General features: G+C 64.8%; 22 protein-coding genes and 2 tRNA genes. 11 read left to right on the forward strand and 13 right to left on the reverse strand.

All coding sequences use genetic code 11. The features are described from left to right. The first annotated feature begins 35 nt into the window (after positions 1–35). A complete protein-coding gene (locus ABC728_RS23205) occupies positions 36–647 on the forward strand; it encodes a LysE family translocator (protein ID WP_416621998.1) in 612 nt (203 codons plus the stop codon). Between the two features lie 99 nt (positions 648–746). Beyond that, positions 747–1049: an SCP2 sterol-binding domain-containing protein gene (locus ABC728_RS23210; RefSeq protein ID WP_416621997.1), complete on the forward strand. Its 303-nt coding sequence runs from the start codon at positions 747–749 to the stop codon at positions 1047–1049. A gap of 59 nt (positions 1050–1108) precedes the next feature. Here the strand turns inward: ABC728_RS23210 and ABC728_RS23215 are convergent, their stop codons facing one another. The 3 genes from ABC728_RS23215 to ABC728_RS23225 form a co-directional block, all read right to left on the reverse strand. After that, positions 1109–1360, reverse strand: a complete 252-nt coding sequence (locus ABC728_RS23215; protein WP_416621996.1) for a hypothetical protein — start codon at positions 1358–1360, stop codon at positions 1109–1111. A 92-nt stretch (positions 1361–1452) separates the two neighbouring features. Continuing rightward, a complete protein-coding gene (locus ABC728_RS23220) occupies positions 1453–1701 on the reverse strand; it encodes a hypothetical protein (RefSeq protein ID WP_416621995.1) in 249 nt (82 codons plus the stop codon). Positions 1702–1791: 90 nt separating this feature from the next. Next, positions 1792–3045 carry a bifunctional alpha/beta hydrolase/OsmC family protein gene (locus tag ABC728_RS23225; protein ID WP_416621994.1) on the reverse strand — a complete coding sequence of 418 codons (1254 nt, stop codon included), beginning with the start codon at positions 3043–3045 and terminating at the stop codon, positions 1792–1794. A 72-nt stretch (positions 3046–3117) separates the two neighbouring features. Here ABC728_RS23225 and ABC728_RS23230 point away from each other — a divergent pair, with 72 nt between their 5' ends. The 9 genes from ABC728_RS23230 to ABC728_RS23270 all read left to right on the forward strand — a co-directional run bounded on the left by ABC728_RS23230 (position 3118) and on the right by ABC728_RS23270 (position 9792). Further along, positions 3118–3795 carry an NUDIX domain-containing protein gene (locus ABC728_RS23230; protein ID WP_416621993.1) on the forward strand — a complete coding sequence of 226 codons (678 nt, stop codon included), beginning with the start codon at positions 3118–3120 and terminating at the stop codon, positions 3793–3795. Positions 3796–3904: 109 nt separating this feature from the next. Continuing rightward, entirely contained in the window at positions 3905–4906 is a 1002-nt protein-coding gene (locus tag ABC728_RS23235) for a cysteine synthase A (protein ID WP_416621992.1), read from the forward strand. Between the two features lie 26 nt (positions 4907–4932). Further along, positions 4933–5661, forward strand: a complete 729-nt coding sequence (locus ABC728_RS23240; protein WP_416621991.1) for an alanyl-tRNA editing protein — start codon at positions 4933–4935, stop codon at positions 5659–5661. A gap of 15 nt (positions 5662–5676) precedes the next feature. Then, complete coding sequence (locus tag ABC728_RS23245; protein WP_416621990.1) at positions 5677–6069, forward strand: DUF1801 domain-containing protein; 393 nt, start codon at positions 5677–5679, stop codon at positions 6067–6069. Between the two features lie 43 nt (positions 6070–6112). After that, the gene (gene sseA, locus ABC728_RS23250; RefSeq protein WP_416621989.1) at positions 6113–6973 is read left to right on the forward strand and encodes a 3-mercaptopyruvate sulfurtransferase; all 861 of its coding nucleotides are present in this window, start codon (positions 6113–6115) and stop codon (positions 6971–6973) included. A gap of 30 nt (positions 6974–7003) precedes the next feature. Further along, on the forward strand, positions 7004–7636 hold the full coding sequence (locus tag ABC728_RS23255) for a GNAT family N-acetyltransferase (RefSeq protein WP_416621988.1): 633 nt from the start codon (positions 7004–7006) through the stop codon (positions 7634–7636). Beyond that, positions 7633–8841, forward strand: coding sequence for a cystathionine beta-lyase (gene metC, locus ABC728_RS23260; protein ID WP_416621987.1), 1209 nt, complete (start codon positions 7633–7635; stop codon positions 8839–8841). Before ABC728_RS23255 ends, metC begins: the two co-directional genes overlap by 4 nt. Beyond that, on the forward strand, positions 8838–9278 hold the full coding sequence (hisI, locus tag ABC728_RS23265) for a phosphoribosyl-AMP cyclohydrolase (RefSeq protein WP_416621986.1): 441 nt from the start codon (positions 8838–8840) through the stop codon (positions 9276–9278). The genes metC and hisI overlap by 4 nt, the downstream gene beginning before the upstream one ends. 142 nt (positions 9279–9420) lie before the next feature. Further along, complete coding sequence (locus ABC728_RS23270) at positions 9421–9792, forward strand: hypothetical protein (RefSeq protein ID WP_416621985.1); 372 nt, start codon at positions 9421–9423, stop codon at positions 9790–9792. Positions 9793–9842: 50 nt separating this feature from the next. Here ABC728_RS23270 and ABC728_RS23275 read toward each other — a convergent pair whose 3' ends face one another. From ABC728_RS23275 to ABC728_RS23320, 10 genes are all read right to left on the reverse strand, one after another. Then, positions 9843–10106, reverse strand: coding sequence for a hypothetical protein (locus tag ABC728_RS23275; RefSeq protein WP_416621984.1), 264 nt, complete (start codon positions 10104–10106; stop codon positions 9843–9845). A gap of 358 nt (positions 10107–10464) precedes the next feature. Beyond that, positions 10465–12399, reverse strand: coding sequence for a flagellin N-terminal helical domain-containing protein (locus ABC728_RS23280; RefSeq protein WP_416622266.1), 1935 nt, complete (start codon positions 12397–12399; stop codon positions 10465–10467). 1033 nt (positions 12400–13432) lie between these two features. Beyond that, a tRNA-Arg gene (locus ABC728_RS23285) sits at positions 13433–13509 on the reverse strand. Between the two features lie 22 nt (positions 13510–13531). Next, complete coding sequence (locus ABC728_RS23290) at positions 13532–13837, reverse strand: ETC complex I subunit (protein WP_416622265.1); 306 nt, start codon at positions 13835–13837, stop codon at positions 13532–13534. Between the two features lie 38 nt (positions 13838–13875). Beyond that, a tRNA-Pro gene (locus tag ABC728_RS23295) sits at positions 13876–13952 on the reverse strand. An 85-nt stretch (positions 13953–14037) separates the two neighbouring features. After that, positions 14038–14958, reverse strand: a complete 921-nt coding sequence (locus ABC728_RS23300; RefSeq protein ID WP_416622264.1) for a DMT family transporter — start codon at positions 14956–14958, stop codon at positions 14038–14040. 257 nt (positions 14959–15215) lie between these two features. After that, complete coding sequence (locus ABC728_RS23305; protein ID WP_416622263.1) at positions 15216–15761, reverse strand: hypothetical protein; 546 nt, start codon at positions 15759–15761, stop codon at positions 15216–15218. A gap of 128 nt (positions 15762–15889) precedes the next feature. After that, positions 15890–16384 carry a DUF192 domain-containing protein gene (locus ABC728_RS23310; RefSeq protein ID WP_416622262.1) on the reverse strand — a complete coding sequence of 165 codons (495 nt, stop codon included), beginning with the start codon at positions 16382–16384 and terminating at the stop codon, positions 15890–15892. A gap of 31 nt (positions 16385–16415) precedes the next feature. Then, positions 16416–17591, reverse strand: a complete 1176-nt coding sequence (locus ABC728_RS23315) for an acetoin utilization protein AcuC (protein ID WP_416622261.1) — start codon at positions 17589–17591, stop codon at positions 16416–16418. A 52-nt stretch (positions 17592–17643) separates the two neighbouring features. After that, a complete protein-coding gene (locus ABC728_RS23320; RefSeq protein WP_416622260.1) occupies positions 17644–18150 on the reverse strand; it encodes a nuclear transport factor 2 family protein in 507 nt (168 codons plus the stop codon). Positions 18151–18188: the final 38 nt, after the last annotated feature.

Here is an 18188-nt window from a genome sequence, read left to right on the forward strand (position 1 = left end):
GGAAGATTTCACCCGCTTTCCATACCGGTGCGCCCTTGGACCTGACCGCCCTTCTCCTGTTCATCGGCATCTATGCCGTCGCCGTCGCCTCCCCCGGTCCCGGCGTGGCCGCGGTGGTGGCCCGTGCCATGGGAACCGGCACCCGGCGCACCCTCCCCTTCATCGCGGGCATCGTGCTGGGCGATCTTGCCTGGTTCGCACTGGTCCTGGGCGGGCTGGCCGTGCTGGCGCAAAGCTTCCAGATCGTCTTCACCATCATCAAATATGCCGGTGCGGCCTATCTGCTGTACATGGCCTGGAAATTGTGGCGCGCACCGGCCCGGCCGGTCGAGGAACAGCCGCAGATCAAGGGCGAAGGGGTGAAGCTGGTGCTGGGTGGCCTTGCACTGACCCTGGGCAATCCCAAGACCATGGTCTTCTTCCTGGCCATTATGCCGCAGGTTCTCGCCCTGCGCACCATGACTTCCCTGGCCCTGATCGAACTGTGTTTCAGCATGGTGGTGGTCTTGACAGGGGTCATGACGGGCTATGCCATGCTGGCCGCGCAGGCCCGCCGTTTCATCGCCACGCCGCAACGTATGCAGGCCGTGAACCGGGCCACGGGCGGGGTGATGGCGGGCGTGGCGCTGGCCGTCGCCGCCCGGTAAACGGCTGAGATCGCTTCGCCCCTTTCTCTTGCCTACAACGCTGTAAGTAGCGTATAATTACGCTTACGTAAACGTAACTCTCTCTTATCGAGGACCATCATGACCCTTGACCAGATCGAAGCGCAGATGAAGTCCCGCGCGATCAACTTTACCGGCCTGGGCGCCCTGGTGAAGTTCGATTTCGGCGGGGGCGAGGCGCTGTTCATCGACGGGCACAGCATGCCGCCGGCCATTTCGCGCACGGGCGGCACGCCGGACACGACGCTGACCATCTCCGCAGAGAACCTGGTGAAGCTGGCAGAGGGCAAGCTGGCGCCGACGCTGGCCTTCATGACGGGCAAGCTGAAGGTCAGCGGCAATATGGGCATCGCCCTGAAACTGGCGAACATGCTGGAGGATTGATGGGAAGCGTGGCGGAACAACCGCCACGTCTCTCCATGACAAAATCCCAGGAACCGTTCCTACAAATCATCGTAAAGGGTGCCACCGCCCGGCGACGGGGTGCCAGACGTGGGGTCGGCCTGCTCGCGCTGCCCGGCATGGCGCTGCCATTCCCCGCACCAATCCGTGAAATTGGTGACGGGCATGGCCCCCGACGGGAAACGGTCCGTCACGACAGGCGGAAACCGCCGGCATGTGCCGCGGGGCCCCCGTTCCCGCACACCCTGCCCGAGCCAGTAACGGCAGCTATAGCAATTATCGCCCCGGCGCAAGATCGGCCTCTCCCCCCAATGGAACCTGGTTCCGGCAAGCTACCATGGGGATGGTGAGGATGGAACGCGGCAGGATCCCTGCCGCCCGTTGATCAAGGCCCGCGATGGCGGACCGCGCCGGGCGCATTCTCGATCGGTTCCGCCGGCGCGGTCGCGTCCGGCAACGCCTCATGGGCCGGTTTGGCTGGCCGCAACTTCTGGCTGTTCTGATGATAATAGGTCTGGATATCCGCGTTCAGGGACTCCAGCCGGGCGGCACTGTCCGACCCTTTGGGCGCATTGCGCAGCCGCTGGTATTCCTGTACGGCGGCTTCCAGTTCCTCATCATTGCGGATGGCCATGTTCTTCTGCTCCGTTTATCCGCCTAGGGGAAAGGATAACGGAGCCGGAAGGGTGTTGGTTCCCCCCTCCCGCAGCGATCCGGACCCGTATCAGGTCAGATGGCTGTCGATGCTGGCCCGGCTGCGCAGGGTGCGATGCACCGGGCAATTGCCGGCGATCTCCAGCAGCCGCTGGCGCTGGGCCGCGTCCAGATCACCTTCCAGCGTGATGGCGCGGGTGAAATGGTCCACCTTGCCACCGGCATTCTCCGTCACCTCCCCCTCCTGCGGGTCCCGCTTCTCATGTGTCACCGTGACATGCACGCGGGCCAGCGGGATATTCTTGCGGTTGGCATACATGCGGATGGTCATGGAGGTGCAGGCCCCCAGCGCGGCCTGCAGCAATTCATAGGGGTTGGGGCCCTGCCCCGTCCCGCCCACGTCTGTCGGCTCGTCCGCCGTGAAGCGGATGCCGGCGGCGGTGACAAGATTGTGAAAGGTTCCCTCCCCCGTTTCTGCAACCGTCACGGGGCCTTCATGGGCTACGCCTTCCCGCTTGCCGGCAGCCGGCGTATCCAGCCGCAGGGCGCGGCGTGCCCAGCCATCGACCATGCCGGCCACGAAGCCCGTATTGCGCTGATCCGCCACCAGATGGCCGGCCCCGTCCAGCGCCACGAAGCTTTTCGGGTGCCGGGCCAGCGACAGGATACGGTCCGCCTCCGACAAAGGCACGACGGGGTCCTTGGGGTCGTGCATGACCAGCAGCGGCCGGCCCAGATTGCCGATGACGGTGGCCATGTCATGCCGTTCCATGTCGGCCACGAAATCGGCCGTGATAGGCATTTCACGGTCGCCGACATTCAATTGCACGCGGCCGTCACGCTGCATTTCCGCCTCGCGCCCCGCGATCTTGCCCAACAGCGTGTGCGGGCCCGACGGCGCGTTCAGCGTGGCCACAGCCCCCACGCTGGGCAGGTCCGGCGCGGCGCGCATCACGGCCGCCCCGCCCAGGCTGTGCCCGATCAACAGGCGAGGTGCGGCGATCTCCTGCGTCAGGGCGGCGGCGGCGGCCAGAAGGTCGGCGATGTTGGTGGAAAAATTCGTCTCGTCGAAAGCCCCGCCGCTGCCGCCAAGGCCCGTGAAATCGAACCGCAGGACGGCCCAGCCCCGTTCGGCCAGCCCCCGGCTGATGCGGGCGGAGGCGTGGTAATCCTTATTGCAGGTAAAGCAATGGGCAAAGATCGCGGTTGCCACCGGCTGTCCCTCGGGCAGATCAATGCGCCCCGCAAGCTGCGCACCCGTCGATCCGGCGAAGTTGAAATCCTGCGTTACGCGCGCCATCGTGGTCCCCGTCTGCCCGTCCATGCCAGTCATTGCCTAAGCTGGAACAGGCCGGGCATCCGACGCAAGCCCCATCGCCACCATACCGGACCCGCCATGACCTCGCCCCTGCCCGATTACCCCGTCCTGCCCGGTATCCAAAGCCCCACGGCGGTGACGGTTGTGGATCACCGCCATATCCACAGGGGATTCATGGATTTTTCCGTCATGCGGCTGCGTCATGAACGGTTCGCCGGTGGCATGACGCCGGAGATCGAACGGGATATCTGCCACCGGGGCGTGGCCGTGGCCATCATCCTTTATGATCCGGCGGCAGACTTGCTGGTCATGATCGAACAGTTCCGCATCGGCGCCTATGCGGCCGGCGTCAATCCCTGGCTTCTGGAATTCGTGGCCGGCATGGTGAAGCCGGGGGAGGACCCGGCCGCGGTCGCCACGCGGGAGACGCAGGAGGAAGCCGGCTGCACCCCGCGTGCCGTGCGCCTGATCCACAGCATGCTGCCCAGTCCCGGCGGTTCGACGGAAGTGGTGCATCTTTATGCGGGGCTGGTAGACAGCACCGGGCTTGGCGGCATCCATGGCCTGGCGGAGGAGGTGGAGGATATCCGCGTGCATCTGGTGCCCGCCGACACCGCCATCGCCATGCTGGATGCCAATCAGGTGGCCAGCGGCTTCACGCTGCTGGGCCTGGCCTGGTTCGCGCGCCATCGGGATCGGCTGCGCGCCGAGGCGGGTGACGGGCATGATGGCCCGGGCGACGCCGCTTTGCCTTGACGCAATGCGTCCGGCGCGGTTCTGTGGTGCGGATGTGAATGATGGCATTACACAGCGATCACGCCATATTCCGCGATCAGGTTCTACACGCAACAAAAGGTTCTTTGCCGTGGATGTACGCAACGGATTTCTGGACAGCATCGGCCGCACCCCCCTGATCCGTCTGAAAGGCCCGTCGGAACTGACGGGATGCGACATTTATGGCAAGGCCGAGTTCCTCAATCCCGGCGGGTCCGTGAAGGACCGGGCGGCCCTGGCCATCGTCCAGGACGCCATCGCGCGCGGGCAGTTGCGTCCCGGCGGCACGATCGTGGAAGGGACGGCCGGCAATACCGGCATCGGCCTGGCCCTGGTGGGCAATGCCCTGGGTTTCCGTACTGTCATCGTCATGCCGGAAACGCAAAGCCAGGAAAAGAAGGACATGCTGCGCCTGTGCGGCGCCGATCTGCGGCTGGTGCCGGCCGTTCCCTTCAAGGACCCCGGCAATTACGTGCATGTCTCCCGCCGCATCGCCGAGGAACTGGCCGCGACGGAGCCGAACGGCGCCGTCTGGGCGAACCAGTTCGACAACCTGGCCAACCGGGAAGGCCACCGTCTTACCACGGGGCCGGAGATATACGACCAGCTTGACGGGCGGATCGATGCCTTCACCTGTGCCACGGGCACGGGCGGCACGCTGGCGGGCGTGGCGATGGCATTGAAGGCGCACAAGCCCGATGTCCGCATCGTGCTGGCCGATCCCATGGGGTCGGCCCTTTACAGTTGGAAGAAGACGGGCGAATTGAAGGCGGAGGGCGGGTCCATCACCGAGGGCATTGGCCAGGGGCGCGTCACCGCCAATCTGGCCGATGCCCCCATCGATGATGCCGTGCAGGTGACGGATGAGGAGGCGCTGCCCATCATCTTTGACCTGTTGAAGGATGAAGGGCTGGTGCTGGGCGGGTCCACGGGCATCAATGTCGCCGCGGCCATCAAGGTCGCGCGGGACCTCGGGCCGGGCCATACGGTGGTGACCATCCTGTGCGACGGTGGAACCCGCTATCAATCGAAGCTGTTCAATCCGGCTTTCCTGCGCGAAAAAGGATTGCCGGTCCCCGACTGGCTCGACTGAACCGATCATAATAAAGGTGATGTGCCATGACCCTGCTATTCCGTGAAGATCCGTATCAGGTGGAAGCCGATGCGGTGGTCCTGGCGGCAGGGCACGATGGTATCCGCCTGGATCGCACTCTGTTCTATCCCAGTGGCGGCGGTCAGCCGGGGGATACCGGCATCCTGACCTGGGAGGGGGGCAGCACCCCCATCATCGATACCCGCAAGGCGGACCCGCTGGTCGAACACGGGGAACAGGTGCTGCACATCCCCGACTCCGCGGCCGTCCTGCCGCCGGTGGGTGCCCGGGTCATGCAGAAGATCGATTGGGCCCGCCGGCACCGGCACATGCGCATGCATACCGCTCTGCATCTTGTCTGTGCCGTTGTGCCGGGTGCCGTGACGGGCGGACAGGTCGGGGCCGACCGGTCCCGTCTGGATTTCGACGTGCCCTCGGCCAGCCTGGACAAGGAGGAGATCGAGACGGCGCTGAACGAATTGATCGCCGCCGACCATCCCGTGCGGGAGCGCACCATAACGGATGCGGACCTGGAGGCCATGCCGGAACTGGTGCGTACCATGTCGGTCAAGCCACCCATGGGATCGGGCAGCGTGCGCCTTCTCCAGATCGGCACGGACGATGCGATCATCGACCTGCAACCCTGCGGCGGCACGCATGTCGTCGCCACGGGGGAGATCGGGCCCGTGACCATCGTCAAGATCGAGAACAAGGGCAAACAGAACCGGCGCGTGCAATTGGCATTGCGCGACTGACGGGAAACATCGGCCATGACAGAAGAACCGTCCCCCACGCAGCGGATCGATGCACGGATCGCCGGGCTGGGGGATTGGCGCGGACCCGTGCTGGCCCGGCTGCGCGCCCTGATCCACGAGGCCTTGCCCGATGTGGTGGAGACCGTGAAATGGGGTGGCGTACCGGTATGGGAACGCAACGGCATCCTGTGTACGGGCGAAACCTACAAGGACAAGGTGAAGCTGACCTTCGCCAAGGGGGCGTCGCTGGACGACCCGGCCGGTCTGTTCAATGCCAGCCTGGACGGCAACGCCAGACGGGCCATCGATCTTTTCAAGGATCACGGCATCGACGAGGCGGCCTTCAGGGACCTGATGCGCGCGGCTGCCGCATTGAACAAGCCGAAGGCGCGCGGTACGAAAGGCTGATGCCCTTTCATATTGAAATCATTCCGGGATCGGAGAGTGAGCGATGACGGACCCGTTGGTCTCCCCCCTGTGGCTGGAAACGGAACTGCATAATCCGGCCATCCGCATCCTGGATGCTTCGTGGCACATGCCGGCGGCCAGCCGCGACCCGCATGCCGAATTCGTGCAGAAACGCATCCGCGGGGCACAGTTCTTCGACATCGATGGCATTGCCGATCCCGGCACCGACCTGCCCCACATGCTGCCCACACCGGACGGGTTCGCGGCGGCCGTGTCGGCGCTGGGCATCGGATCGGACGATACCGTGATCGTCTACGACACGACGGGGTTGTCGACGGCGGCCCGCGCATGGTGGATGTTCCGGGTCTTCGGCCATGACAAGGTCTTCGTGCTGGATGGCGGGCTTCCGGCCTGGGAACGTATCGGCGGCGGCCTGGAGACCGGCTCCGCGGCGATACCGGCACGCGGCCGTTTCACACCGTCCTTCCGGGCCGAACTGGTCCGGTCGGTGGAACAGATGCGCGCCAATCTCGAAACACAGGCCGATCAGGTGCTGGATGCCCGGACCGAGGGGCGGTTCCAGGGCACCGCGCCAGAGCCCCGCGCCGGCCTGCGCGGCGGTCACATCCCCGGCGCCCGCAACCTGCCCTTCGGCGAGTTGCTGGACCCGGAAAGCAAGCTGATGCTGACCGGCGATGCCCTGGCCGCCCGCTTCGCCCGTGCCGGCATCGACCTGTCGCGGCCCGTCGCCACTTCCTGCGGCAGCGGCATCACGGCGGCCGTACTTGCATTGGGGCTCTATCGGCTGGGCGCCACACAGACCGCGGTCTATGACGGTTCCTGGACCGAATGGGGCGGCCGCGCAGACCTGCCCGTGGAAACGGGCGCGGCCGCCGCGGGGTAAGGGCCGCCGCCCCCGACCCGGAGACGCATCATGACGGACACCCCATCCCTCCCCCCGCCCGGCCATCTCAAGGTCACCGTCACCTACCTTGAAATGACGGCAAGGCCGGTCCGGCGACAGCGTCCGCACCCGCATGAACGGTTGTCGCTGCTGCGGGCGGAGAATTGCACCCTTTCCTTCTATCGCTACCTTTACGACACGGTGGGGGAGGAGTGGCTCTGGTGGTTCCGCCGGGCCCTGCCGGCTACCGAACTGCGCACCATCCTGGCCGACACAAGGGTGGAGATTTACGTGGCCCATGTCGCGGGGGTGCCGGCCGGCTATGTCGAACTCGACCGCCGGACGCCGGGCTGTTGCGAAATCCAGTATCTGGGGCTGGTGCCGGAATTCATCGGCATGCGCATCGGTCCCTGGCTGCTGGATTGGGCCATCGAGGCGGCGTGGAACGGCGCCGGGGTGGAGAAGGTGACCGTCAACACCTGCGACCTGGACCATCCGCGGGCCCTGATGACCTATCAGAAGGCGGGGTTCCATCCGGTGCGGCAGGAGGTGCGGTTTGATCCGGACCCACGGCTGGCCGGGCTGATCCGCCGTGATGCCGCGCCCCATATCACCCTGCCCGATCAGCCCCTGCTGGCACCCGGAAAGACCAGGACCGAATGAACCGCCACCCCGATGACAGCCCCGCCGATGCCGAGGCCACCCGGCTGATCCATGCCGGCCGCGCACCGGACCGGTTCGGCGGGGCCGTGAACATCCCACCGTTCCGGGCTTCCACGATCCTGTTCCCCACCCTGGCGGAACTGGACAATTACGACCCCAAGATGCGTGCCGTGCGCTATGGTCGCACGGGCAATCCGTCCAGCCATGCGTTCGAGGAAGCCATGGCGGAACTGGAGCAGGGCCATGGCGCCGTCTCCTTCGGATCAGGTGTCCAGGCCATCACCACCAGCCTGCTGGCCTTCACCCGCCAGGGCGACCATGTGCTGATCGCCGATACAGCCTATGCGCCCACACGCAGCTTTGCCAACGGCATTCTGGCCCGTGCCGGCATCGTCGTGGAATATTTCGATCCCTGTATCGGGGACGGCATCCGCAACCTGCTGCGGCCACGGACTCGCGTGGTATTCCTGGAATCGCCGGGATCGCTGAGCTTCGAGGTGCAGGACGTGCCGGCCATCACCCGCACCGTGGCCGCCGCCGATCCCGAAATCATCGTGATGATCGACAATACCTGGGCTGCCGGCCTGCTGTTCCGTCCGCTGCTGCACGGTGTCCATGTCAGCATCCAGTCGGCCACCAAATATGTCGCCGGCCATTCCGACGCCAGCCTGGGGGCGGCCATCTGTGCCCGGCCCGACCATTGGCTGCGCCTGAAGAAGGCAGCCGTTGAACTGGGTGCCTGCGCCGGGCCGGATGACCTGTTTCTGGGTCTGCGGGGCCTGCGCAGCCTGCCGACCCGCATGCGCCAGCACCAGGAGACGGGGCTGGTCCTGGGGCGCTGGCTGGCGCAGCGGCCGGAGGTGACGCGCATGCGTCATCCAGCCCTGCCCGGCTGCCCCGGCCATGAATATTGGAAGCGCGACTTCACGGGCGCCTGCGGCCTGTTCGCGTTCGAAATCGCGCCCGTCCCCCGCCCTGCCCTGGCTGCCATGGTGGACGGGATGCGGCATTTCGGTATGGGATATAGCTGGGGCGGCTTTGAAAGCCTGATCCTGCCTTCCACCCCCAACAGCATCCGCACGGCCGTCCCATGGGACGGCGGGGAACTGATCCGCCTGCATGCCGGGTTGGAAGATCCCGAAGACCTGATCCGTGACCTGGAGGCCGGCTTTGACCGGCTTGCCGTAGCCCTGGCCAATCCATGACCGAGATATCCTTCACCCCCCTGTCCGACACCACCATCGACGGCGTGCTGGACGCCGTAGCCTTCACCGCCGATGGGCTGGTTCCCGCCATTGCACAGCAGCATGACAGCGGCGAGATCCTGATGATGGCCTGGATGAACCGCGACAGCATCCGCGAGACGCTGCGCAGCGGCCGGGCCTGCTATTGGTCGCGGTCCCGCCAGGCTTTCTGGCGCAAGGGGGACACGTCCGGACAGGTGCAGAATCTTGTGGAGTTCCGCATCGATTGCGATGGTGACACCATCCTGCTGCGTGTCGACCAATTGGGGGTGGCCTGCCACACGGGCCGGCGCTCCTGCTTCTATCGCCGGGCCGCGAATGACGGGCTGCAGGTTACCGACCCCGTCCTGATGTCACCCGATGCGCTCTATGGCGGGGACAAGGGGCCTGGCTTTTAGGCGGATGGCGGCCGCCACCGGTCCGCCCCTTATGACGGCAAGGACGGTTACCCCATCCCTTAGTTCATAGGCTGGCCACTGGTCGGGGCTGCCCACGTCGTTTATGGTGCGTCATGCTTTGACCGCTACCAGACGTTGCCCCATGAAAGAACTGCGCTGCATCCTGTTCACCGACCGCGAGGTTCTGTCCTCCGTTCTGGACCGCAAGCGTCGGCTGCGCGAGGCTCTGCCCGACGGCCAGATTACCGGGTTGCGTCTGGACAAGGGCGAGGATGAGGTCAAATGCGCCATCGTCTTCGACAATGGCCGTCAAACCCTGTCGGTGCCGGAACATGAACTGCAGGCGGCCCTGCTTTCACACTGCATCGCGCGCAATGTCCCGCTGCCTGTGGATGCGGACAAGAGCATCTATCTGATCCGCGGGCGTATCACCTTGATGATCACGATGAACTTCAACAAGGCTGCCCGACTTGTGCATGTCGCCGCCGCCGAAAAGCGCGAAATGCTCAACTGATCCCCGCGCCCCATTGTCAGGGGCCGCAGTGAACCGGACAGAGGTCCGGTTCAGGGGCCGCGCAGGTCACGCCGGGCGCCATGCCGGCGGCGCAGAAAGCGCATAAGCAGCCAAAGGCCGGCGACCGGAAGCACCACGATTGCTCCCTGTCTGACATAGGGCCATGTCCAGCCCAACAACCCATCCATCCAGTCCAACAGCGTGCGCAGCATATCCAGCGCATGGTCAGCCAGGTCGGCGGGGGACCAGCCCAGCCAGGCCATGACCAGTCCGACGACCAGCGACCAGAACAGAAGGGAAAGGATGAGGCGCATAACCCCGCTCTATCCCATCCTTTGAGAGCGCGCAAGCCGCGGCATGTGATACCAACTTGCGATGAGTAGAACTCATCGCAAGTTGGTCCGGCGGCGACTGCCGCCGCGCCGCTCGTGCGGCGCAGCCAAGCCAACGAATGTTGGCGCCGGCAATTGAGGGCGGTGACCAGAACCAATAGGTTCTGGTCACCGCAAAATAGTATGATATGTCGCGGACGGGTATCGGCTTCGATGAATTTTGCTTTTTAGGCAAATTTTACCTATATCTGCTTTACTATTGCATTGTGCAAAGCAATTCAAAATGAAACAGCGGCGACCAGAGGGTCGCCGCTGTTCACGCCGCCAGGGGCGGACCGGCTTAGAACAGCCGCAGGATGGCCTGCTGCGACTGGTTGGCCAGTGAGAGGGAGATGGTGCCGAGCTGCTGACGGGTCTGCAACAGCAGCAGGTTCGCACCTTCCTCGTTCTGGTCGGCCTGGACCAGCTTGTTCGATCCCTCGGTCAGGACGTTGGAGAATTCGGAGGTGAAATTCTCGCGCGTCTGGATGACGTTCAGGTTCGTGGAGAGGGCCTGCGAGGTGGAACGGAGCCGCGACGTCGCATAATCCAGGCTGGCCACGGCGCGGTCGATGTCCGCACGATCCAGGAAGCCGTTCTGCGCATAGTCGAGACGCAGCCCCTGCCCGTCCGTCTGGACATTCTGCGAGGTCACCGTGATCGCGCTGGTATTGTTCTCGTTGAACTGCACCGCGAGATCATTTTCGGTATTCGCATCGGTCCGCTGCACCGTGATCAGGTTGGCGGAAAGCTGGGCGGATGCGGCCTGACGCAGGGTCTTGGGGTCCACATCGAAGCGGACGGTACCACTATCGAAGGACAGGGAGTTCTCGCCATCCGACAGCTTGCCGGAACCGCGGGCATTCATCCCCGACCGTTCCACCGTCACGCCGTTGAGGTTGGTGGCAGAGACCGTCAGATCGACCATCTTTTCGATGGTGGAGGTGCCATTGCCGGCCGGCCCCAGATTTTCAAGGGATTCGCGATCGATCGTGAAGCTGACCGTCGTGCCGGAAGAGAAGGTGATGGAGATGTCCTTCTCCATCGCGTTGGTGGCCGAGGCGCCGACATTGAACGTCACGCCGGTACCCACCGTCACGTCCGACTGGATGGTGATGAAATCATCCGCCGGGTCATAGGCCAGGTTGAACCGCGGACCGCTGTCGTCACCATTGCCGCCGGTCAGCGCCGTGCCCTGGTCCTCGAACATCGCGGTATCGTCCCGCATGGCGTTGTACAGGCCCTCGGCCACAACGCGGCGGCGATATTCGGGATTGTCGCCGGCGCCGGTCACCGAGCCATCGGTGAAGGCGTCGAGATCGTCCTGCGTCACCGTATAGGAATAGGACTTGCCGTTGACAGTGGCCGTGAAGGTGTCGCCCACATCGACCGCACCGGAGATGGTGACCTTCGAGGTTTGCGACACGCCCGACTTGCCGGCGGTTGTGGTGCTGGCCTGCATCGACTGGGTGTTGTCGAAGAACTTCACCGTGCGGCTTTCACCATTTTCGGTGATGACCACGGTGCGTTCACGGCCGACATTGCCGCGCATCTCGATCTGGATGTCGGAGAAGTTGCCGGCCGTTGCGGAGATGGAGCCGGAAATCTTCAGCGAGGTCAGACCACGGGCATCTTCGGCCTTGGCGATGTCGCCCAGGTTGCCGCTGATGTCGCCGGTGCCGCTGATGCGCACCGAATAGGTGTCCGCCTTGACGACATTGGTCACGCGGCTGCTGGAGATGCCGGCAATGGAGTTGACGGCGTTGCGGCTGTTGGCCGTGCTGTCCAGCGTCATGCCATTGCCGACCAGCAGGTTCTTGCCGGCATAACCGCTGTCCTGGGCGATCTTGTCGATCTGGTCCTTGATGCGGTTGAACTGCTCGGCCAGCGACTTGCGGGTCGCGATGCTGGCTTCGTCCGTGCCCAGGTTGCTGTAGGCGGTGGTCGTCAGGCCCTTGGCCTGCTCGACCAGGCTTTCAATGGCGGTGATACCCTTGTCGCCGGCCTGGATCGTGCTGATCGACTGGCCCATGCTTTCCTTCAGCTTGGACAGGTCGGTCGCCCGGGTGCTCAGGCTCTTGGAAGCGAAGTAGTTGGTGGGGCCGTCCAGGGCGCTGTTCACCTTGTTGCCGGTGGCAAGCTTGTTCTGGATCGTCTCAACCTGCTTGTTGGTCTTCTGGAGCAGAAGCAGGTTATTGCGCATCCCTGCGGTCAACTGAACATCACTGCTCGACATGGGGTATCTCCTTTTGAGCCGTTAGAGGGGCCGTTTCGGCCGCAATCGATACTCGTGGACCTTCAGGAAGGACGTCGCCGTTACCGTGGAAGACGCCGGGTGCGGTGCATGACCGGCAGTTTCGTTTCGGATCGGGCAATCCGTTTTGCTGATCGCGGCATCAGTCTTGCTTGGCTTTCGCCTTTTAAGGCTGGTCTGCACCGCTTTCCGCTCAACGCCTTGTCCAGAGCTTCGGTCTCTTCCTCCTGAGGGTGGAACACGAATGGGTTCGACCCCGTATAAGCAGGAAGCGTGCCAACCCGGGATAACGCTCAAAACCTGTACTTAAGAGGTACAATGCGGCCGTCAACCGGCCCTCCCGACCCCTTTTCTTCCCAGTCGGAGGCCGGTCAGGTTCAGGGAAATGGGATGTTTTTGCCTAGCGCGGCATTTCCTGCCGGGCGGACGATGCGGGTCGTCGATGGTGGACGGACATGGAAAAGCCGCCGATCCGGCTGGATGGCGGCTCTGTCCACGGTTTTTGGAAATTGATTTCCGATGATCAGTCGCCGGCGATAAGCTGCCGGCCTGTCGGGGCCGCCGTCAGCCCCAGTCCCATATCATCGGCCGTTCCGATGGAACGGGTGGGACCGGCCCCGGCCGGGCCGGCTGCCCGTCATCGGTAGCCATGTCCCGGCACCGTCTGACCAGACGCCCGTGTCTTTTCACCAGCAGTTTGAATGGCGACCCGTCAAATTCCTGGGGCGCCGGCAAATGCACCTTGTTCGTCTTCATCACAGCCTCCATGACCGGAAGCTGCATATTAGAACATATGAAGAACATTTCCAACTTCATACAAACGCATGCGAGATGGAGTCTCGACTGGCTTCCGTTGCAGCCTTCTCTCCCGGCATTCCCGCGCAAGCAGAAGCCAGCGAGACGCCCGGTCAGTGACCGGCATACGCCCATATCGCGGCCAACGCCGCTCATGCTAGTATAACAGTCTTCTCCGGAAGACTTGAATCCACCAACCCGCTGCTTTTTGGGAAGGGTATGGCGACCCCAGCAGGATTCGAACCTGCGACCGCTCGCTTAGAAGGCGAGTGCTCTATCCAGCTGAGCTATGGGGCCTTTGTTGTCAGAGCGTGAGCCGTCAGAAGCGGCCGATACGGGGCCGGTCGGTGCGGAAATTGTCGGCGTAGTTCTTGGGGATCACCCGGCGCTCGTGCCATTCGGCGACGTCGGCGTCCCAGCCCTTGCGGGCGGCGAAGGCCAGGGCAGCCTCCTTGGTCGGGAACTTGATGCGCACCTGGTTGAGCGTGTCGCCGGAACTGGTCCAACCCATCAGCGGTTCGGGACGGCGCGGGGTCGCCGGTTCATATTCAAGGACCCAGTCACCGACCTTGCCGCGGCCGGACTGCATGGTGGTCTTGGAGGGCTGGTAAATCCGGACCTTCATGGCGAACCCTGTGACTGCAAGAGTTGTCCCGTGGGGATTGGTCGGAGCGAGAGGATTCGAACCTCCGGCCTGCTGGACCCAAACCAGCCGCGCTACCAGGCTGCGCTACGCTCCGCCACCCAGGCGGTGGGAATACACCACACGGACGGCGGGGGCAAGCATGCCCGCAAGCATCCATGCGTCGAAAAGCCGAAACCGTCTCATGCGGCCCGCGGACGCGGACGAAGGCCACGCCACAGGCCGGCCATGCCACCTGGCGCCATGACCAGCAGATTGCCCGCCACCGCCAGACCCAGACCCAGCGCACCGGACGGTGTCCACCGGTAATCCTCGAACAGGGTGGAAACGACCAGGGCCAGAACGGGCGTCATGATGGCGATGTAACCGGCGCGCCCCGGTCCCATGCGGCCCAGCAGCGTGAAATAGCACAGGAAGGCCGCTATGGAGCCGACCAGCGACAGGTAGACCAGCGACAAAAGGTAGGGCAGCGTCGCGTCCACCCGGAAACTGGCGCCCTGCAGGGCAGCCACCAGCGCCATCAGGCCGGCCCCCACCAGCATGGCCCAGGCGGTGGAACCGATCAGCGGCATTTCCGCCCGGCGCATCCGCGAAACCGCCATGTTGCCCAGCGATGCTGAATAGTTGGACAGCATCATGAGCCCGAATCCGACGGCCGCCCCCCCCGTCAGCACCCCGCCCGCCATTTCCGGCATGAACAGCAATAGCACGCCCGTCACCCCCATGATGCCACCCCCCAGCACCGACGGGCGGATGGGCTGGCCCAGGAACAGCCGGGCATTGACGACATTCATCAGGCTGAGAACCGAACCGGCCACCGCCACCAGGCCGGAAGGCAGGAGCGCTGTGGCCTTGTAGACCAGCAGATAGTTGAGCGCGAAATTGAAAAGTCCGGCCAGACCGATCAGCCACCAGCCGTCCCGCCGGGGCATGACCGGCTGTCGCCGCACCGCCAGGAAAGCCAGCAGGACGAACCCTGCCAGCAGGAAGCGGTAGGCCACCGACACAGCCGGATCCACCGCCCCCAACTGGAACGTGATGGCATACCAGGTGGAGCCCCAGATCAGCGTGGTGGCAAGGAACAGGACGACATTGGTTGACATGGGGATTCAACACCGCAAACAGGATCGACCAGCCTATAGACCTGCCCCGTGGGGCTTCCAACGCAGATGTTGTGGCGGAGACATTATACTGCTTTGCGGTGACCAGAACCTGTTGGCTCTGATCACCGCCCTCAAATGCCGGGGCCAACATCCGTTGGCTTGGCGATGCCGCACGAGCGGTGCTGTGGCGGTTGCCGCCGGACCAGATTGCCGGCGCGGTCACCGGCACAGACGGACACGACACCCCCGAAGCGCCATCAGATGTCCAGGTCCACCTGATGGGCTTCCGGTCCCACATTGTTCATCAATGCCTGGACATAGGTGGCGATCTTCGTCGCCTCCTCGGTATGCAGGGCCAGCAATGACCGCATCTGGGCCGCCAGTTGCCTTGCTTCCTCGCGGGCAAGGTCCGGGTCCGCATCGGGGGTGTCCGGCGGGTCGGGACCATCATCGGCCAGTCCCGCCACCATCTCCACGACCTGCTCGGACGTCGGTGGCGGTGGCGGTGAAGGGGACGGCTGGGCGGGCTCGTCCGTTGGGGGCGGCACCATAGCGGGCCGGTCGGCGAACCGGTCAAGGCTGTGCCGGATGCGTTGCTTCTGGGGTGTGGAGAGGTCGGGCAGTCCCTCCACCTCCTCCATCACCAGATCGATGAGACGATGGCGCAGGCTGCGCCGGCCGCCCCCACCCTCTTCCCGCCGTTGACGCGGCTCGATCCGGGTCACGCCCGTAACCTGCCGGTCACGGGACGGCGGCGTGACCGGCTGCTGCAAGGGCGGCAAAGGTGGGGTATACAGGACCATGCTCCATGCTAACACACAGGTCATCCTGCCGGAAATCCACCGATTGCGGGGCCGGGAACATGGTCACGGGTGCGCAGCATCAGGGGCGGGGGACAAGCGCCCGCCCAGGCCCTGCGCACCGGCCTGCGCTATGGCCGCTTCACGCCGAAGGCCGGGTGCAACAGACGGTCGCCGGGGCGGATGCCCAGCCGCGCCGACAGCCCGCCATTGATCTCCAGCACCGCCAGCGCGGGGCCGGCAGATGGCAGCGGCGTCAGGTCACGGGGCCTGCCATGCTGGATATTGACGATATAGCCGGCAGCATCAACGAAGATGATATCCAATGGTATCAGGGTGTTCTTCATCCAGAATGACAGGCGGCCTTCCTGCTCGTTCAGGAACAGCATGCCATGATCATCCTCCATCCGTTCGACGAACATCAGGCCGTGGGCCTGCTGTTGCGGGGTCAATGCCAGGTCGACATGGAAGCTGTGGCGCTGCCCATTGCGGGTTTCCACCACGATCGTGTCACGGTTCAACCCCATCTGCGGGCCCGGTGGCATCTGCGCCATCGCCGGCGGCGCCAAGGGCAGGAGAAGGGGGGGCAATGACAGAAGCAGGGCAAGGGCCAGTCGGCGCAGCATGATGGATCCCGTCAGGTGGCAGCGGATCACCCTACCACAGGTCGCGCACACTTGCCGCCGCGTGGCGCACATCATCGCGCACGGGGCCTTCATGCGGGGCGTCGGCCAGGCCGTCGAACCAGCGGGCCGGCGGGTTGCGGCCCTGACGGCGATCCCAGGTCAGCCCCTTCAGCACCGCCGCCGCCGCGGGCGTCAGGTCGGCCTGCGCCGGGTCGATGCCGTTCAGCACGGCCCATATGCCGGCCCAGGCACGGCCCACGGACCAGGGATTGTATCCGCCGCCGCCCACGACCACCGTGCGCGGTGCCAGCCCCACCAGATCACCCACCGCCCGCCAGAGGGCCCGGTTGGACAGGGACAGGCGCGACAGCGGGTCATCGGCCAGCGCATCGGCGCCGGTCTGGATCATCATCGCCTGCGGGCGGAACGCGACAGCCAGGGGGATGATCGCCTCCTCCACCACGTGCCGGAATTCCGCATCGTTCAGGCCGGCCGGCAGGGGCACGTTGCGGGCCATGCCGCCGGCGCGGTCGTGCAGCAGGCCGGTATGGGGCCAGCGCCCTTCCTCATGCACCGAAATGGTCAGAACCCGTTCATCATCGTGGAAGGCGTCCTGTACACCATCGCCGTGATGGGCATCGAGATCGACATAGAGAACGCGGTCCAGCCCCTGATCCAGCAAGGCCAGCAGGCCCAGCACGGGCGCATTGAAGAAGCAGAAGCCACTGGCCCGTCCGGGGCGGGCATGATGGGTGCCGCTGGCAGGCGAATGCACGACCCCGCCATCGCGGACAAGATCGGCCGCCAGAAGGGCCGCCCCCGCGGCGATGGCCGGCCGCCGGTACATTTCCGGGAAGACGGGATTTTCCAGCTTGCCCAGCCCGTAACGCAGCGCGGTGTCCAGATCGACCCTCTGGTCCCGCTCTGCCCGCGCCACGGCGGCGATATAGTCGCGGTCGTGGAAACGGGCGAGCTGCTCTGCCGTGGCCAGCGGACTGTCGACATAGGCGTCATCGTCCAGCCAGCCCATGGCCCGGATCAGGTCGGTCGCCACGCTGACGCGGGGAATCGACAATGGGTGCTTGCGGCCATAACTGGAATGCCGATAGATCTCGCCCCCCAGATAAAGCGGGCGGTTCGTCGCGCTTTTCGGCGACGCAGCAGCGGTCAGGTCGTTGATCGTGGCGCTGTCGGGCATAATGAACATAGTTTATTCCGCAGCGCGGAAACCGACAAGCACCCCGCTTGCACCTGCGACGCTATTTCACCGGTTCATGGTCGTAGGAGAAGATGCGGGCCAGTTTCCAGCCGTCGGCCTCCAGCCGCCAGAGCTGTGTGAAGCGGGCGCGGCCGACCTTCGTTTCCGGTCCATCCCCCCGGCGCTCATAGAAGAAATGCTCCCCCTGCTCCAGCACGCCGATCGTGCCGATGGGATGCACCGTCATGCTGCCGGGGATCAGTTCGCGGCGGGAACGCCAGGCATCCGGCGCCTGCCGCGTCGCGCATCTCTGTGCATAACTGGCCACGAATGGGGCGGCCGACCGTGCCACCTCCCCATCCTTGTCGTGATACATCTCGAAATCCGGGGTCAGCATGGTGGCCAGCCGGTCCGGATCACAGCCCTGGAAGAACAGCGCGAAGAAATCGGCGTCCAGCGTTTCCACCATCCGGTTCAGTGCCGGCCCTTCCGGCAAACCGCCCGCACCGGCCGTTGCCGACAGGAAAAAAACGGCGGTCCCGGCGGCAATCTTGTGTCTGAAGCCCATATCTTGTCCCACCCCTCTGATGGCCGGCCGCGGAAACC

The organism is Niveispirillum fermenti (genome assembly GCF_052474395.1).

What these genes read in the sequence shown, in the direction of transcription:
- ABC728_RS23280 (WP_416622266.1), bottom strand. Translation starts at nt 12,399, where the DNA reads ATGTCGAGCAGTGATGTTCAGTTGACCGCAGGGATGCGCAATAACCTG.
- ABC728_RS23210 (WP_416621997.1), top strand. Translation starts at nt 747, where the DNA reads ATGACCCTTGACCAGATCGAAGCGCAGATGAAGTCCCGCGCGATCAAC.
- ABC728_RS23255 (WP_416621988.1), top strand. Translation starts at nt 7,004, where the DNA reads ATGACGGACACCCCATCCCTCCCCCCGCCCGGCCATCTCAAGGTCACC.
- ABC728_RS23275 (WP_416621984.1), bottom strand. Translation starts at nt 10,106, where the DNA reads ATGCGCCTCATCCTTTCCCTTCTGTTCTGGTCGCTGGTCGTCGGACTG.
- ABC728_RS23300 (WP_416622264.1), bottom strand. Translation starts at nt 14,958, where the DNA reads ATGTCAACCAATGTCGTCCTGTTCCTTGCCACCACGCTGATCTGGGGC.
- metC (WP_416621987.1), top strand. Translation starts at nt 7,633, where the DNA reads ATGAACCGCCACCCCGATGACAGCCCCGCCGATGCCGAGGCCACCCGG.
- ABC728_RS23315 (WP_416622261.1), bottom strand. Translation starts at nt 17,591, where the DNA reads ATGTTCATTATGCCCGACAGCGCCACGATCAACGACCTGACCGCTGCT.
- hisI (WP_416621986.1), top strand. Translation starts at nt 8,838, where the DNA reads ATGACCGAGATATCCTTCACCCCCCTGTCCGACACCACCATCGACGGC.
- ABC728_RS23310 (WP_416622262.1), bottom strand. Translation starts at nt 16,384, where the DNA reads ATGCTGCGCCGACTGGCCCTTGCCCTGCTTCTGTCATTGCCCCCCCTT.
- ABC728_RS23225 (WP_416621994.1), bottom strand. Translation starts at nt 3,045, where the DNA reads ATGGACGGGCAGACGGGGACCACGATGGCGCGCGTAACGCAGGATTTC.
- ABC728_RS23290 (WP_416622265.1), bottom strand. Translation starts at nt 13,837, where the DNA reads ATGAAGGTCCGGATTTACCAGCCCTCCAAGACCACCATGCAGTCCGGC.
- ABC728_RS23320 (WP_416622260.1), bottom strand. Translation starts at nt 18,150, where the DNA reads ATGGGCTTCAGACACAAGATTGCCGCCGGGACCGCCGTTTTTTTCCTG.
- ABC728_RS23230 (WP_416621993.1), top strand. Translation starts at nt 3,118, where the DNA reads ATGACCTCGCCCCTGCCCGATTACCCCGTCCTGCCCGGTATCCAAAGC.
- ABC728_RS23220 (WP_416621995.1), bottom strand. Translation starts at nt 1,701, where the DNA reads ATGGCCATCCGCAATGATGAGGAACTGGAAGCCGCCGTACAGGAATAC.
- ABC728_RS23240 (WP_416621991.1), top strand. Translation starts at nt 4,933, where the DNA reads ATGACCCTGCTATTCCGTGAAGATCCGTATCAGGTGGAAGCCGATGCG.
- ABC728_RS23245 (WP_416621990.1), top strand. Translation starts at nt 5,677, where the DNA reads ATGACAGAAGAACCGTCCCCCACGCAGCGGATCGATGCACGGATCGCC.
- sseA (WP_416621989.1), top strand. Translation starts at nt 6,113, where the DNA reads ATGACGGACCCGTTGGTCTCCCCCCTGTGGCTGGAAACGGAACTGCAT.
- ABC728_RS23305 (WP_416622263.1), bottom strand. Translation starts at nt 15,761, where the DNA reads ATGGTCCTGTATACCCCACCTTTGCCGCCCTTGCAGCAGCCGGTCACG.
- ABC728_RS23270 (WP_416621985.1), top strand. Translation starts at nt 9,421, where the DNA reads ATGAAAGAACTGCGCTGCATCCTGTTCACCGACCGCGAGGTTCTGTCC.